11 protein-coding genes are annotated in these 16,496 nt (G+C 44.4%); 5 read left to right on the top strand and 6 right to left on the bottom strand.

Features of this window, described 5'->3' with window-relative positions; genetic code table 11:
- Positions 1 to 161: 161 nt before the first annotated feature.
- The gene (locus BSHG_RS14800; RefSeq protein WP_005796447.1) at positions 162 to 1,505 is read right to left on the bottom strand and encodes a sigma-54-dependent transcriptional regulator; all 1,344 of its coding nucleotides are present in this window, start codon (positions 1,503 to 1,505) and stop codon (positions 162 to 164) included.
- 304 nt (positions 1,506 to 1,809) lie between these two features.
- On the opposite strand from BSHG_RS14800, the gene BSHG_RS14805 reads away from it, so the two are divergent.
- Entirely contained in the window at positions 1,810 to 3,174 is a 1,365-nt protein-coding gene (locus tag BSHG_RS14805; protein WP_008658364.1) for an ACT domain-containing protein, read from the top strand.
- 108 nt (positions 3,175 to 3,282) lie between these two features.
- Here the strand turns inward: BSHG_RS14805 and BSHG_RS22980 are convergent, their stop codons facing one another.
- A complete protein-coding gene (locus BSHG_RS22980; RefSeq protein ID WP_005784480.1) occupies positions 3,283 to 3,426 on the bottom strand; it encodes a hypothetical protein in 144 nt (47 codons plus the stop codon).
- Between the two features lie 66 nt (positions 3,427 to 3,492).
- Here BSHG_RS22980 and BSHG_RS14810 point away from each other — a divergent pair, with 66 nt between their 5' ends.
- Together BSHG_RS14810 and BSHG_RS14815 are read left to right on the top strand one after the other, a co-directional pair.
- On the top strand, positions 3,493 to 5,973 hold the full coding sequence (locus BSHG_RS14810) for an FAD-dependent oxidoreductase (protein ID WP_008658362.1): 2,481 nt from the start codon (positions 3,493 to 3,495) through the stop codon (positions 5,971 to 5,973).
- 9 nt (positions 5,974 to 5,982) lie between these two features.
- Complete coding sequence (locus tag BSHG_RS14815) at positions 5,983 to 6,333, top strand: MarR family winged helix-turn-helix transcriptional regulator (RefSeq protein ID WP_005784476.1); 351 nt, start codon at positions 5,983 to 5,985, stop codon at positions 6,331 to 6,333.
- A gap of 158 nt (positions 6,334 to 6,491) precedes the next feature.
- On the opposite strand, the gene BSHG_RS14820 is transcribed toward BSHG_RS14815, so the two are convergent.
- A complete protein-coding gene (locus BSHG_RS14820; RefSeq protein ID WP_264758384.1) occupies positions 6,492 to 7,790 on the bottom strand; it encodes a S28 family serine protease in 1,299 nt (432 codons plus the stop codon).
- A gap of 177 nt (positions 7,791 to 7,967) precedes the next feature.
- On the opposite strand from BSHG_RS14820, the gene BSHG_RS0220170 reads away from it, so the two are divergent.
- Both BSHG_RS0220170 and BSHG_RS14825 read left to right on the top strand, forming a co-directional pair.
- On the top strand, positions 7,968 to 8,600 hold the full coding sequence (locus tag BSHG_RS0220170; protein ID WP_005784472.1) for a DUF4136 domain-containing protein: 633 nt from the start codon (positions 7,968 to 7,970) through the stop codon (positions 8,598 to 8,600).
- Between the two features lie 17 nt (positions 8,601 to 8,617).
- Entirely contained in the window at positions 8,618 to 9,244 is a 627-nt protein-coding gene (locus BSHG_RS14825; RefSeq protein WP_005784469.1) for a porin family protein, read from the top strand.
- Positions 9,245 to 9,367: 123 nt separating this feature from the next.
- Here the strand turns inward: BSHG_RS14825 and BSHG_RS14830 are convergent, their stop codons facing one another.
- The 3 genes from BSHG_RS14830 to BSHG_RS14840 all read right to left on the bottom strand — a co-directional run bounded on the left by BSHG_RS14830 (position 9,368) and on the right by BSHG_RS14840 (position 16,200).
- Positions 9,368 to 10,828: an arylsulfatase gene (locus BSHG_RS14830; RefSeq protein WP_005784467.1), complete on the bottom strand. Its 1,461-nt coding sequence runs from the start codon at positions 10,826 to 10,828 to the stop codon at positions 9,368 to 9,370.
- Positions 10,829 to 11,022: 194 nt separating this feature from the next.
- Positions 11,023 to 12,993, bottom strand: coding sequence for a RagB/SusD family nutrient uptake outer membrane protein (locus BSHG_RS14835; RefSeq protein ID WP_005784466.1), 1,971 nt, complete (start codon positions 12,991 to 12,993; stop codon positions 11,023 to 11,025).
- Positions 12,994 to 13,008: 15 nt separating this feature from the next.
- Positions 13,009 to 16,200 (bottom strand): SusC/RagA family TonB-linked outer membrane protein, encoded by a 3,192-nt coding sequence (locus BSHG_RS14840; protein ID WP_005813489.1) that lies wholly within the window; start codon positions 16,198 to 16,200, stop codon positions 13,009 to 13,011.
- Positions 16,201 to 16,496: the final 296 nt, after the last annotated feature.

Genomic DNA, 16,496 nt, shown 5'->3' with positions numbered 1-16,496 from the left:
CCAGAAACAGTCAAGGATAAGATAAGTCACTATCATACAGAGATATAAAACAAATAGGGTATCTTCGTACAAGACGAAGATACCCTATCATTATGAAAAGGTTCGTTTTATTTTGAAAAGGAAAGAAGCATAAAACTCAGGCAACGATATTCACGCGCGACTCAGAGCTTATATTCTTCTATTTTTCGGTATAAAGTAGTCAATCCGATTTTCAGTAAACGTGCTGCTTCTGTTTTATTGCCTTTAGTATACTCCAATACCCTCGCTATATGTCTGCGTTCCATAGCCGAAAGTTCAAAGCTGCCCGGCATTCCTTCGTCGGATTTCTCGTAGTGGCTGTTTTGTATTTCCAACGGGAGATCGTCTACATCCAGACGGTCGCCCTCACAAACGATCAGGCTGCGTTCGATTACATTACGTAATTCGCGGATATTTCCTTTCCAGGGTTGTTGGCATAGGGCCTCCAGATAAGCGGGAGCAATCCTATTGACCGGATGTGAAAGTTTTTCGGAGAAGGAACGGACAAACGATTCAGCCAGTATCTTAATATCTCCCGTACGTTCACGCAAAGGCGGAAGATGTACCTGAAACACGGAGAGCCGATAGAACAGATCTTCACGAAAACGTCCCGCAGCTATCTCGGCAGGTAAATTACGGTTTGTAGCAGCAATGATACGCACATCAATGTGGGTCGGCTTCGTGTCACCTATCTTGATGTATTCGCCGGTTTCGAGGATACGCAACAGCTTGGCTTGCAACTCAAAAGCCATCTCACCGATTTCATCCAAAAAGATTGTTCCGTTATTGGCTTCTTCAAAAAGTCCCTTCTTATCTTTCAACGCACCGGTAAAGGAACCCGCCTTATGCCCGAACATCTCGCTCTCCAGCAACTCTTTACTAAACGAAGAGCAGTTAACTGCCACAAAGTTTTGCCGGGCACGCTTACTACTATAATGTATGGACTGGGCAAACACCTCTTTTCCGGTTCCCGTCTCACCCGTCAGCAATACAGGTACATCAGTCACCGATACCTTACGGGCTAACGAAACCGCTTCTTTCAATGCTTTCGATTCACCGAGTATGGAATCGAACGAATACATCAGTCCCATCTTCTTCTCCAGTTTGTCCAGGCGGATATTCATCCGTGCCTTTTCTACAGCGCGACTGATCAGGGGAATGATTTTATTGTTATCATCCCCTTTCGTTATGTAATCGAAAGCTCCGTTCTTGATTGCCTGCACACCATCAGGTATGTTTCCATGTGCCGTCAGCAGAATAATCTCCACTCCCGGAGATTTTTTCTTCATCTCCGTCACCAGATCCACCCCGTTTCCATCCGGCAGAAATACATCACACAAAGCCACGTCGGGCATTTGAAGTTCCAATTGTCTGAGTGCTGTCTTACAATCGCCGGCCTGACACACTTCGTAACCTTCAAGTTCCATCATACGTGCCAGCAGACCACGAATCTGCACTTCGTCATCAATAATCAGAATTTTACTCATATCTGATAAGTTAAAATGTGAATGGTAAAAAACAGGGCGTGCAAATATAATGGTTTTCTGCTACAACGCAAATGATCGGACTGCTGAAAAATAAAATTCCGAATGGCATGTCTTTTGAACTTTTATTCATGACCCAGCGCCCGATAATCTTCCCTACCCCTTTTCTGATCGCTCAGAAGCGGTTTTTAACGGGTAAGGGATCATCTGAACAGGCAAGTGCCACCTTTTCATTTTGATAAAACAAACTAAAATGAAAAGGAGACAGATAAGAAAAAAGAATCGTATAACTAAAAAAAATAGAGAAATGAAAATCTACAAATTCGGTAAGATTCCCACAGGCTCAGTACAGGGAATGAAAGGAATGCTCCGCCTGATTGACAACAGTATCCCCCAAATAATCGTTCTGTCCGCCACTACAGAGACTACGGAACGTCTGGCCGGAATAGCTGCCCATCTTTTCAACAGAGATACAGAACAGGCGCATGACGAGATAAGCAGGCTTGAATTCAGGTTTATCGATTTCGCCAACGAACTATTCAATGACGAATCGATCAAGCAACAGGCGGTCGATTCCATCATCGATCGTTTCCGGACTCTATGGAACTTTACCCGCCAACGTTTTACATCTGTCGACGAGAAAGACATACTGGCACAGGGAGAATTTATCAGCAGTATACTAGTCAGCCTCTATCTGAAAGAGCAGGGAATCAACAACCGACTACTCAACAGCCTCGACTTCATGCGACTGGCTCCGGAAGAAGAACCGGACATGGAATACATCGGTACAAAGCTACACTTGCTCTTGGCAGAGCATAAGTCGACCAATGTATTTCTTACTCAAGGACATCTTTGCCGGAATGCTTACAACGAAACCTGTTACTTGAAACAAGGCGGAGATGATGTTTCAGCCACACTGATCGGAGCTGCTCTTCAGGCACAAGAAGTATGTCTGTGGACAGACAGCAAAGAGTTGCACAGTTGTGACCCGCGCTTTGTGAAGCATCCGGCAATGGTGAAGCAGCTCAGTTTCGACGAAGCCGAGCAACTGGCCTATTGCGGCTGGACGGGATTCAACCCTCACTGCATCCTGCCCGCAAGAGAAAACAACATACCGATACGTTTGCTATGTTCGATGGAGCCTGCAGAAGGAGGAACTTTGATTTCAAATTCACAAAGCGGAGAAAACATAAAGGCCATTACCGCCAGAGACAATATTTATTACATTAAATTCCAATCGAACCGAACGTTACGCCCCTATCTGTTCATCAGCAAAATATTCGATACTTTTGCCAAATACCACACTTCCCTGTGCCTGTTCGCCTCGTCCGGTTCTGATGTATCTGTTGCCATCAACGACAAAGAGCGTTTATCGCATATACTCCACGAACTCTCACGATATGCAGCCACGGTGGTAAAAGACCACATGTGCATCCTTTCGGCCATAGGTAACATACAGTGGCAATGCGCCGGATTTGAAGCCCGAATCATAAATGCTTTGGCCACCATCCCGATCCGAATGATCTCTTATGGCAGTAATAACAACAATGTTTCACTTGTCATCAGGGCAGAAGATAAGAGAGAGGCATTGCAACGACTGAACGACACGCTGTTCGCTCCCTGCCATGCAAATCCTTCTCAGATACATGTTCCGACATTAAAACACAGTTAGCAAAACACTATGGGCCGGCAGTCTTTCCTTTTAATGGGAGATTGAACAACATGGGGATGTTTTGGTGCAAAACATCCCCATGTTGTATATAAGAACATCCCCATGTTATCACACACAACATCCCCATGTTTTAATATCTAACATACCTGTATCACTCCACAAACGATAAGGAGATAATAGTATATCTTTTGGTGTAACTGCACTTCCGTAAGTAAGATAACCCATACTTGTTAATTTTTTAAGCTTTTCCATGAACCTTTTTAAGTCGGCAAACGTTTATTTCCATAGGAAACTATTTTAAAACGAAAATATATTCAAATGAAGATTATTATTATTGGAGGCGTAGCAGGAGGAGCTACTACTGCAGCCCGTATCAGACGTTCGGACGAAACAGCGGAAATCATCTTGTTGGAAAAAGGAAAGTACATATCTTATGCCAACTGCGGACTGCCCTATTATATAGGGGACGTTATCGAAGAGCGTGAGAAACTATTCGTACAGACTCCCGAAGCTTTCGGAGTACGTTTCAGGGTAGACGTGCGTACCGAGAATGAAGTTATTTTTATCGACCGGAAGAAAAAGACAGTAACCGTCCGCCTTAAGAGTGAAGACACTTACGAGGAGAGTTATGACAAACTGTTAATATCCACCGGTGCATCTCCTGTACGCCCACCATTACCGGGCATTGACTCAACCGGCATCTTTACTTTGCGGAATGTAGCAGACACCGACCGCATTAAAGCATATGTCAACAATCGGCCTCCCCGCCGGGCTGTCGTGATCGGGGCCGGATTCATCGGACTGGAAATGGCAGAAAACCTGCACGCACTGGGAGCGCAAGTATCTATTGTCGAGATGGGCAACCAGGTGATGGCACCTATTGACTTTTCAATGGCAGCACTGGTTCATCAACATTTGATGGAGAAGGGTGTCAACTTATACCTGGAGCAAGCTGTCGCATCGTTTGAGCAAGCAGGCAAAGAAGTGAAGGTAGTCTTCAAGAACGGACAATCCATCCTGGCGGATATCGTGATTCTATCTATCGGCGTGCGCCCGGAGACAACGCTGGCAAGAGCTGCCGAACTTACGATCGGTGAAGCGGGAGGTATCGCAGTAAATGATTATTTGCAGACTTCCGACGAATCGATCTATGCCATCGGTGATGCCATTGAATTCCGCCATCCCATTACGGGCAAACCTTGGCTGAACTATCTTGCCGGACCCGCTAACCGACAGGGACGTATTGTTGCCGACAACCTGCTGGGTGCACAGATTCCTTATGAAGGAGCCATCGGTACCTCCATCGCAAAAGTATTTGACATGACAGTAGCCTCAACCGGACTTCCGGGAAAGCGGTTAAAGCAGGCAGGCATTGTATATGCATCTTCAACCACTCATCCGGCCTCGCATGCAGGATACTATCCGGACGCTATGCCGATGAGTATCAAAATAACCTTCGATCCCCAAACAGGCAAGTTGTATGGCGGCCAAATTGTGGGGTATGATGGCGTGGACAAACGAATTGACGAACTTTCTCTTGTCATCAAACACGAGGGAACGATCTATGACCTGATGAAAGTGGAGCAGGCGTATGCGCCTCCTTTCTCTTCAGCAAAGGACCCCGTAGCCATCGCCGGTTATGTAGCCGAAAACATCATCCTCGGCAGAGTAAAACCCGTATACTGGCGTGACCTGAGAGATATCGAACTGAAAGATGTGTTCCTGCTGGATGTGCGTACACCGGACGAATTTGCATTGGGTTCACTGCCCGGAGCAGTAAATATACCATTGGATGAAATACGTGACCGTATTGCTGAACTTCCTTCGAACAAACCAATCTACACCTTCTGCGCCGTAGGGCTGAGAGGATATCTTGCTTACCGCATCCTGATCCAGCACGGTTTCAAAGAAGTATATAACCTCTCCGGCGGATTGAAGACCTATCGTGCTGCTACCGCTCCCATCATCTTGCACGAAAATGAAGAAACAGACGACACGCCTTCTGCGCAAGACAGCCCGGCGAAACCTTCTGTGACAGCTGAGGCACCCCAAACTACAACGGCTGCAAATCCTAAGACAATCCGGGTGGATGCCTGCGGATTACAATGTCCGGGCCCGGTCCTAAAGATGAAGAAAACAATGGATACGCTTGTTCCGGGCGAGAGAGTTGAAATTGTGGCTACAGACCCGGGATTCTCGCGGGATGCTGCCGCATGGTGCAACTCTACCGGAAATAAATTTATCTCCAAGGATAGTACCGGAGGGAAATCGGTAGTAGTCATTGAGAAAGGCGAACCCCAGGCTTGTAACCTGACTACGACATGTGACAGCAAAGGTAAAACTCTGATTATGTTCAGTGACGACTTGGACAAGGCACTTGCCACTTTCGTCCTGGCCAACGGCGCAGCTGCCACCGGACAAAAAGTAACTATCTTCTTTACTTTCTGGGGGCTGAATGTGATTAAGAAATTGCATAAGCCCAAAGTGGAGAAAGACATTTTCGGCAAGATGTTTGGTACAATGCTCCCATCCAGTTCGCTGAAACTGAAACTTTCTAAAATGAGCATGGGAGGTATGGGTGGAAAGATGATGCGATACATCATGCACCGGAAAGGCATCGACTCACTGGAATCCCTGCGGCAGCAGGCTCTGGAGAACGGGGTGGAGTTTATTGCTTGCCAAATGTCGATGGATGTGATGGGAGTAAAACGTGAAGAGTTGCTTGATAAAGTTACGGTAGGCGGAGTAGCCACTTATATGGAACGTGCCGATAATGCTAACATCAATCTGTTTATTTAATAAGGAAGTATGAATACAATATGTAAGATGCGCGATATCTACAAAGCACTCTCCATTTTCGAAACGGCATTTGAAGAGGTGTATGGAATATCGCTGAACGAAGCAATGGTGCTATGTGCGTTGCGCGAAGCCGGAAAGGAAATTACCTCGACTGCTATAGCCGAACGAACGGAAATGGCTCCGTCGCATACGTCGAAAGTCATCCGTGCGGTAGAAGATAAAGGACTCATCCGACGGGCATTGGGTGAAGTAGACAAACGCCAGATGTACTTCAGCCTCACAGAGGCAGGCAAGAAGCGTTTAAACGAACTGGATCTGGACAAAGTAGAGATACCGGAAATGTTAAAACCACTGATATAAGTTTGTAACATCAGAGGTCACCACAGGTTACACGGATTATCACAGATCACCCATACAGACAGTCATCCATTTGACCTTCATCTGTACAGGTTTGTGTAATCTGTGGTGAAAACACCTCTGTAACTTTTCTATTCATCTACAAAGGGGCAAGAATGGGGTCACTCTTCCAACCACTTCTTTATCAATCCGATGGCTTCTTCTTTCTCTTTTTGAGGCAAAGTGTGAATACGAGCCATGTGGCTACCCTTCGGCTGTACAAACACATGAATATTCTTTTTTCCCTTCAGCCAGGTGACTCCGGCTGCTGTCCACGGATCATACTGCCCATAAATAAAAATCATTTTCGGATCATTCTCTTTCAAAAAACGGGTTATCTTGTAACTCAGAGTCTCGTCAAATTCCATATCTGCAAGCTCTTCGGGGATCATCAAACGGCGAAGATAATCTTTACTTGTTCCAATTGAAAGATACTCCCGGAACGGACGAATATCATATCCATAATATCCCAATTCACGTGCCGCCTGGACAAAGAACGAAGTATTAGATCCCTCTTTCACAAAATAGGACGGTGCACTGATAGCAACCAAATGATCGAACAGCTCCTTGTCTGAAGCAGAAACTGACGGAATCCGGCTGACCGGAATACCCCACTGCCAAAGTGAAAAAGAATACTCAAGCACCGTATAATCATAAATGTCCTCTACAGGCGCACGGAACTGCAACTTCCTCACCGAACAGTATTTTTTAAAGTGAGGCAGTAAAGCAGCTTTACGCTTCAATACCTCCATCTGGAAATCTTCCACCTTTTGACGATCATCGGGCATAGCTACTGTTCGCAGAAAAGGCTCATGACGCCCATCTTCGACCGAACGGCAAAGTGGAGCCACATAAGGAACCGTAATATCTATATCATCCGGAAAGTAAGTACGATAAAGCATCGCTGTCTGTCCTCCTTTACTGATTCCGGTAGCAATCCATTTTCCCGGATAAATGGAACGAAAAGCCTCACGAATAGCATGCAGATCCCTGGCAGAATTCCAGGCTGTCAGATACTTCCAGTCTTTCGGTTTAGGGGTCGATTCAAGGAAATAGCGATGTTCTACTGCAATGATATTGGTATTGAACAGCTTAGACAGTTCCTCGTAATATCCGGGATTCAGGGAACGAGCAGCTCCGTAGCCTTCAGTTACCATCAGTGTCGGCCGGTCATATCCCACATGCGCAACGATAACCCGCTGGCTGAAAGATCCTTTTTCGGGATGACTATGATCTAATGGCTGTTTGAAACGTAACAAATACTTTTCCGCAAAGAGAGAGGTCTCTAACGATTGGGTACGGATGATAAGGGTAATTGTATTCAACTTCGTCAGCAAATCCGACTTTGCTGATAAAGGAAGAGTTATGGACAGCAAAAGAATGAAAAGGGAAAGTGTCTGCCAGATGCGTAGGTTCTTCATATTTATTTCGGTTTTAATTTTGTACAAAGATAGATCTTTCACCAAAGCCTCCAAGTAATCATACTGCATTTTAACATTATTCTTTGCGAACCTTTTAACAAGAGTCTTGTTATTTTCTGCAAACGCCTTAAGGTACCAGGGCAAGTTTTTTTTAATTAACCTAAACATTATAAAGATATGAAGAGATTAATTCCCATCTTATTGGCGGTCTTTGCATTCGCAGCCTGCGAAAAAGACCCTGACATGGACAAATTGGACAATGACTATTTGGTTTACACCAACTACGACAAGAAAGCTGACTTCAAACAATTCAGCACGTACTACATCCCTGACAGCGTTCTCGTCATCGGAGATAAAAAAGATCCGGAATACTGGAAAGGTGAAGCAGCAGAAGCTATCATCAATGCGTACAAAGAAAACCTGAATAGCAAAGGTTTTACATATACAGACAATAAAGATGCTGCCGACCTGGGTATACAGGTAAGTTACGTTCAAAGTACTTATTACTTCACCGATTACGGACAACCTGAGTGGTGGTGGAACTATCCCGGATACTGGGATGCACCTTACTGGGGTAATTGGGGCGGCTGGTATTATCCGTATGTTGTAAACTATAGCATTACAACCAACTCATTCCTTACTGAGATTATGAACCTGAAAGCTCCTGAGGGTGAAAAACAAAAACTCCCCGTTTTGTGGAGCAGCTTCCTGAGCGGACCTGCAAGCTATTCCGGTAAAGTGAACCAAACTCTGGTTGTTCGCGCAATCAATCAGTCGTTTGCACAGTCACCCTATCTCACTAACAAATAATTTAATCAAGAACCGTTATGAAAACAATGAAATATATTTCTCTTAGAGTACTGGCCATAGCGGCCCTTGCTCTGGCCTTTGCCATGCCGGCCAAGGCACAGTTATCAGATAATGGATACGCTAACGTGGACTGGCAGTTCAACGCACCACTGAAGAATCACTTTGCCGATAAAGCCAGCGGATGGGGTATGAACTTCGAAGGCGGTTACTTTGTAACTCCTAATCTCGGACTCGGACTTTTTATGAACTACAGCAGTAACCACGAATACTTCCCACGCGCAACTTTCCCTGTTGGCGAAGGAACCGTGAATACTGACCAGCAACATACCATCTTCCAGTTACCTTTTGGTGCCGCTGCACGTTATCAAATGAATCGTGGCGGAGCATGGCAACCTTATTTCGGTGTCAAGCTGGGTGCCAATTATGCGAAAGTACGTTCTAACTACAATATGTTCGAAACCCGCGATAATACTTGGGGATTCTACGTATCACCGGAAATCGGTCTTAACGTATACCCTTGGGCTTACGGTCCGGGTCTGCATATCGCCGTTTACTACAGCTATGCTACCAACAAGGCCAATGTGCTGACTTACAATGTAGACAAGCTGAACAACTTCGGCTTCAGGGTAGGTCTTGCCTTCTAAAAAGAGCAGAGGTACCTGACTATATATACAAAAGAGGCTGTTATATCACATGACAGCCTCTTCCTTTTTAAAAGCAATACATAGTATGCTTGCCTTTCATTTGACAACTTTATCAATCACTATTTATCTAAATAAAGGCCAATTGGAATCTTCTATATGGGCTTCTTTCATAATCGCTTTCAATTCATCCGCTTTCTCGGGATATTGATTCAGCACATTGTACTTCTCCGACGGATCAGAAGCCAGGTTGTATAATTCGTAATAGGGCTTATTTCCCCGTATATTCATGTGAACAAGCTTCCAGTCACCTTTGCGGACTGCCTGACGCCCATTCATCTCAAGAAATTCGAAATAAAGATATTCATGTTCTTTCTGTCCTTTACGGTTTTGTAACAGAGGAAGTATACTGACACCATCCATATTCCGGGTATCCGCTTTCGGATTCAATACTTCCCTGAAAGTGGGCATTAAGTCCCAGAATGAACACATGAAATCGGTTTCCGTACTGGGTTGTACGTGTCCGGGCCACGATATGATCATGGGTACACGGATACCACCTTCGTACACGTCACGTTTATACCCGCGCCATATGCCATTACTGTTGAAAAAGTCCGGATCGGCACCACCCTCCATATGAGGACCATTATCACTCGAAAAGATGATAATGGTATTATCGTATACTCCCATATCTTTCAACTTCTGTACAATCTGCCCTACATATACATCCAACCGATAGACCATTGCAGCAAATGTAGCGTGCGGATAGAACTGAGTACAATACCCTCCTTTACGGAAAGCAGGACTTCCAGGCTCCACTCCACGATAAGGCTTCTCGGGGTACTTCCCACGAAACTTCTTAATAATACTATCTTCAGGTACTATCAGTTCGGCATGCGGAATAATGGTAGGATACCACATAAAGAAAGGTTGATCTTTCTCCTTAGCGGCTTCATCCAGAAAAGCCAATGCTTTAGAGTGAATCAGGTCCTGCGAATAAGTACCCTTCCCATATTGCACATTGAGATTATTGTCCGGCAAATCTACCCGTTTATCGTTGTCCCACAAATGATCGGGATAATAGCTGTGTGCCAGCAACTGGCAATTATATCCGTAAAACTGATCGATTCCCTGTTTGTAAGGGTCCCCCGCGGAACCGATATAGCCAAGCCCCCATTTACCAAAGGCACCTGTACGATAACCGGCATTACGGAAATCATTGAAAATAGTCTGTGAGTTTTCCGGCAATGGGAATTGTCCTTCCGGAGCAAGCTCTTTATTTCCACGGATAGCCGTATGCCCGCTATGGGTTCCGGTTATCAGACACGAACGTGAGGGAGCACTAACCGTTGTTCCCGAATAACATTGGGTAAAACGCATTCCGTTCTGTGCCAACCGGTCGATATTAGGAGTCTCAAACTTTTCCTGCCCATAACAGCTTAAGTCTCCGTATCCCAAATCGTCAGCCAATATGAAAACGACATTCGGACGGGTTTGTTCCTTTGCTTTCTTCTGCCGGGCCAACGCCTGCTGTGTAGAAGCCATTCCCACGAGCAGTGCACTTCCGAGTAATAATTTCTGATTCATAATGTTCATTTAAAGTTTTCAAAACAAAAAGAAGAGAATGTTTCAAAAGCCTCCTTACCACAGATCACTCAGATTATAACAGACTATCCATGCGGATAACCTATATTTTACTATTTCATCCGTGTAATCTGTGGTGCCTTTGACACATTCCCTTCTTCTCAAAATTTAATTAAAAAGAACGGCTACAGATCCTTTTATTCCCATCCCGGGTTTTGTGTCAAGTTAGGATTAAGAGCTATTTCTTCTAACGGAACCTGATAGAGATAATATTTCTCCAGCCAGCCTTTTCCTTCCTTCAACGGATCGTTGAATAGATAGATATACCCTTCGGTCATCGATCCGTTCGCCCCGTCTGAAGTTCCGGTCATTTCGTTGAGCAACGTCAGTGAGCTGAGTTCCGTCTTTGAAATCCACATACCTTTCTGCTGCATATTGACGAACCAAGGAGCCATTCTCCAGCGACGTACATCATAAAAACCAAATCCTTCGCCCATCAATTCGATAATACGTTCACGACGGATTTCCCATAATACCGGATCAACGAGTATGCCGTTATCATTTCCTTTCGGATAATATTTTCCACGTTTCGGGTCAAAGTTACCATCAATCTGGGCTACTACCATATCGGCTACACCGGCACGTTTACGCAACTTGTTGATCGTCTCGTCGGCAATGGTTTGTGTAAATTGATTCGTTTCGAACATAGCCTCTGCATAGTTCAACAAGACCTCTTCAATTTTAAAGACAGGTTTGTCGGCAGTATTCACCTGGGCATTATTATAGTTTTCCTCCCAATTATCCCAGTTCTTCCATACATAATATCCCGAACGGGAAGCCACATAGGCATGCGGTCCATATTTCTTTCCTTCAATTGTGTATTGTGCGCCCCCTTGCAGGTTAGGAACACGACGTACCAATGAAGCACTCCAGTTTTGTCCCGGCAAGCGCTTCATGCCAATACCCGGATTACTGCACGACTCGTTAGCTCCCATGATATCGATATATTCGCGATCAGCAGGATCACTGGTATAAGACCATGTAGAATAATCCCCCTTACCATCTTTTACCTTATAAGGCGGCATGATGGTGTGATACATACGCGGGTCACGATTGCGGAAAGTAGCATAAATATCCTTATCTCCCTGATATTGGTCTGAATGGGAAATAGTCTTGCCATCCTTACACAAATACAAGTCTACCGTTCCCTGATGCATTTCTATATCATGTGAAGAGGTGTGTTCATAATAGCACGAATGTCCGGGTTTAATGGTTTCCAGCCACTGCTGATACAGAATGACTCCCTGTACCTTACTCAGATCCTCTGTTGTCCACATTTCACCATATCCGGCTGCCGGCTGTCCGTCGGTACCATAATATAATGTAGGATAATCCGCCATCAACAGCTTCGATACACGGATACATTCATCGAAGTATTTGTCATAACTACCCAATTCATGATATTTGCGCCAAGTTGCTTCGCGAAGTGTGAAACGTGAAAGAGCCGCACGTACACAATCACGGTTGATAGTATTCGAACCGTCCTTTTTCTCGTAAACGGACGCATCACCGATATTTTGTTCGGCCCATTGCAAGCGCTCCAGGACTTTATCAGCCACTTCCAGACGAGGCATCCGCGTTCCGTAAGCTTCTTCAGAGGTTTCGTCCAGTGGTTTATCGATCCAAGGCACATCACCGAAACGGTCTATCAACTCCATATACCAAAATGAGTGGAAGAAATATCCAACAGCTTTCCAGTGATTCTTTTCAGCTTCTGTCATATCAGAATCATCCACATGCGAAAGCATCAGGTTGATACGGCGAATGAATGTAGAGAAGTTCCATCCATTACCCGACGTAGCATTGGTCACTGTCTGAAACGCATATTTATTCTGACTGCTGGCTCCACGCTGATTCAGGTATCCGGCATACACATCACCCATATAGTGAGAGTTACGCCCGATTGCCGTTGTAGAAGTGGCGATATTCGTATTAGAGAACATTTCATAACATGGCCACATAAAGGCCTTAAAATTGTCATACGACTTGAATGCATTTTCTTCCGTCAGGCTGGTTACAGGATATTTCTCAAGGAAGCTATCGTTGCATCCCGCCAGTATCATCCCTGTAAAGAGGGTTAAAAACAATAATATCTTTTTCATATTCATGTATCAGATTAGAGTTTATAATGTGATATTTATACCGAACGAAACTGTACGGAATGCCGGATAGTTCCATTCTATTCTCTCCGGGTCGATACCCGAAGGCAAAGAGGTGAAAGTAGCTACGTTTTCAACACTGACAAACGCCTTCATTTGTGAAAGGAAGATCTGAGACAACCACTTCTTTGGTAAATTGTAAGACAAAGTGATGTTCTTAATACGGAGATAAGAAGCATCAGACAAGTATTTGTCGCTCTGACGGAGGTTTGAACCGGAATTACCTCGGTTACCATACAGACGGGGATACTTCGCATTCGGATTGACTGCCGTCCAGTCACCGTTGTCAGGATCTTTAGGCATCCAGTAATCACTCAAACCGTCAAACAACGGAATGAAGTTATCACCATTCATCGGGAAAGTCAAGACATTCGAAATCCAGTAATCACGCTTTCCTGTTCCCTGAAGGATAACATTGAGGTCGAAACCGGCATAGTTAGCTCCCAGATTGATACCATACTGATAACGCGGAGTCGTATTACCGATCACTTTACGGTCACCCGGATTGTCGAATGTATTGTCACCACTGGTAATTACATTAGTAGAACTTTCATCATCACGGAGGTTTTTGAATTTCACATCACCCGGACGTACGTTATAACCATTGATCGAGGTTATTCCCTCTTTCAGTTTCCAGGATGATGTATCTTCGAAATCGTCCACAGAATAATAACCATCGGCTATATATCCCCATATCTCTCCCATCACCTGTCCGGGATAGAAACTGCTCAGCAACTTGGTGGTTGCATTATCATCGTATTTGGTAATTTTCGATTTATAATCCGACAAGTTGAATCCCAAACGATATCCCACCTTACCGATCTGGTCACGCCAGTTCAAGCTCAACTCCCAGCCCCGTGTACGCATATCGGCAGTATTCTGATAAGGAGCACTTGCACCTACGACAGCCGGTAGCTGCACACCCGGAGCAAGCATGCCGTTAGTGTTACGCTGATACCATTCAAATACACCATTCAGGCGATTGTTGAATAAGTTAATATCAAGTCCGACATTGACCGTACCTACTTTCTCCCATGTAAAGTTCTGGCTTACCAAAGCCGGCAACGAGCTGATAGAGGTGACATACGTATTGTCGATAATCCAGGAAGTAGATTTATTGCTGACACTCATTGTCGGAGTGAAAGTATACGGATTCACATTCTGGTTACCGATCACACCATATGATGCGCGAATCTTCAATCCGTCCAACCAGTTACGGGTAGACTCCATAAACTTCTCCTGAGCGATCTGCCAACCGGCTGATACAGAAGGGAAGAAACCGAAACGAGAGCTCTTCGGGAATTTAGAAGAACCGTCATAACGTCCGTTCACTTCCAGCAAATATTTGTCCTGATAATTATAGTTGACTCTAAAGAATCCACCACGTACGGCATATTCACTGTATGAGTCGGTAGCCTTGATGGTGCCGGTTCCCGATCCCATGGCCGGTACGTCTATCACCGCCTGATTGTAAGAATAAGCATCCAATGTTTCCTGATAGCTCGACTCCTGGTTGAATCCTGCCATTACTTTGAAATTATGGTCACCGAATTTCTTACTATATGTAGCGTAAACGTTGATAGCGTTATAATTCGTATGCTGTTTGTACTTTCTCAGATAATCGTCTACAAATGATTTTGAACTTCCTCCCTGAATGGTAGTATAGTCATACTGTCCTGTATACCAGTGGTAATCATAGATGTTTTTATCAAATGTATATTCAAATACAGCTTCCAGTCCCTTTAGTGGTTTCAATATAGATTTCAGGAAGATACGCGGATTGTCATTATTATTGTTTACCGGATTCGACAACAAGATCTGGTTGCGTGGAGTGAACAAAGGAAGATCCTCGTTTGCCAACGTATTGACTGATGCCGGCAGATCTCCTTCCGGATAATATGAAACCAAACGGGTATTATACACACCTCCCATTCCACCGGGTGAAGTCTGTAGACTATGCGCATAGCTCATAGTCACTTCCTGAGTGAACCAGTTAGTTACATCTGCCGAAATAAAGGTATTGATATTCATACGTTCAAACTTATCACGATCGGACACCAATACACCGTCATTCGAAGTATATCCACCCGAAATACGATAACGCAGTTTGTCCGTACCTCCTGAAGCGGAAATATTATGAGTCATCTGGAAACTGGTCTCCATAAAGTTCTTATAAAGATCTTTTTCATTCAAATAGTATGGTACACCGGATTCATCCATATAAATACCGTCTCCCACCGTATTGAAAGCAGAAGGGTTCTTCTGGTATTCACTCAGATATTCCATCCATTTGCTGACACTTGGCGAACCGAGCGACCAATAGGCATCTGAATATCCACAATCCAGATAAGCTTGCAGATAGTCCATCAGCGGAGCCTGTTTAGGCAGATTGACAGCTGTTCCGAAAGCAAAGTTATTGTTGTAATTCAATGAGAACTTAGCAGCACCTTTAGGGCGTTTAGTCGTAACGACAATTACACCACCGGCTGCACGTGCACCATAGATAGCTGCGGAAGCTGCATCCTTCAGTACACTGATTGACTCGATATCTTCGGGGTTTACCATATCGAGGTCACCTTCCACATTATCAATCAATACGAGTGGCTTAATGGTGTTTCCGTATGAACCGTCCGAGTTCTTGACACCCACCGAATAGGCTCCACGAATCTGGAACGACTTGCTGGTTCCGGGAGCATTACCTCCATTAGATACAAACAGTCCCGGCACGGCTCCCTGAAGAGCATCAGATGCATTCAAGATAGGACGGTCACCCAGTACCTCATCCATTTTCACAGAAGATACGGCTCCGGTCAGATTCGCTTTCTTCTGCGAACCATAACCTACTACCACTACTTCTTCCAGCGCCTGGGTATCATCCATCATAACCACTTTCAGTGAGGTTTGATTAGTTATCTTAATATTTTGTGTTATGTATCCTATATACGAAATACTGATCACAGCATTAGGATGGACCGAAAGAGAGAATTTACCATTGATATCGGTAATCGTACCATTGGAAGGGTTTCCTTTTTCTAAAACAGTAGCACCAATAATAGGTTCACCGACAGCATCGGTCAGTGTACCGGTAATCTTCCTTGCTTGCTGAACAGCAGCTACAGACTGGTTCTCATAAGTCTCTAAAGACGTAGCGAACACATAGTTCGGAGAGAGCAGGCCGGCAGAAATGCCAAGTCCTATCAGAACTTAAAATGACATGAAAGGATTACTTTTCTTTTTATATTACTTTATCATTTATATTAGGCGGAAAAACAAATCAATAAAAGAATTATTTTATATTATTTTTTAGTATTGTTTATTGTATTTATAAAAAATACAGTTAACTTTGTCTTCGAAAGTTAAATCTAATACAGGTAGAAAAGTAGGATCAAGAGGGTAAACAGACACATATAGAAGTCTTCTCAATTAGTCCTATCCCACTATCTAAAAACCAA

Origin of the sequence: Bacteroides sp. 3_2_5 (genome assembly GCF_000159855.2) — a bacterium.
GTDB lineage: Bacteria > Bacteroidota > Bacteroidia > Bacteroidales > Bacteroidaceae > Bacteroides > Bacteroides fragilis.
This window is presented reverse-complemented; position numbering and strand designations above follow the sequence as displayed.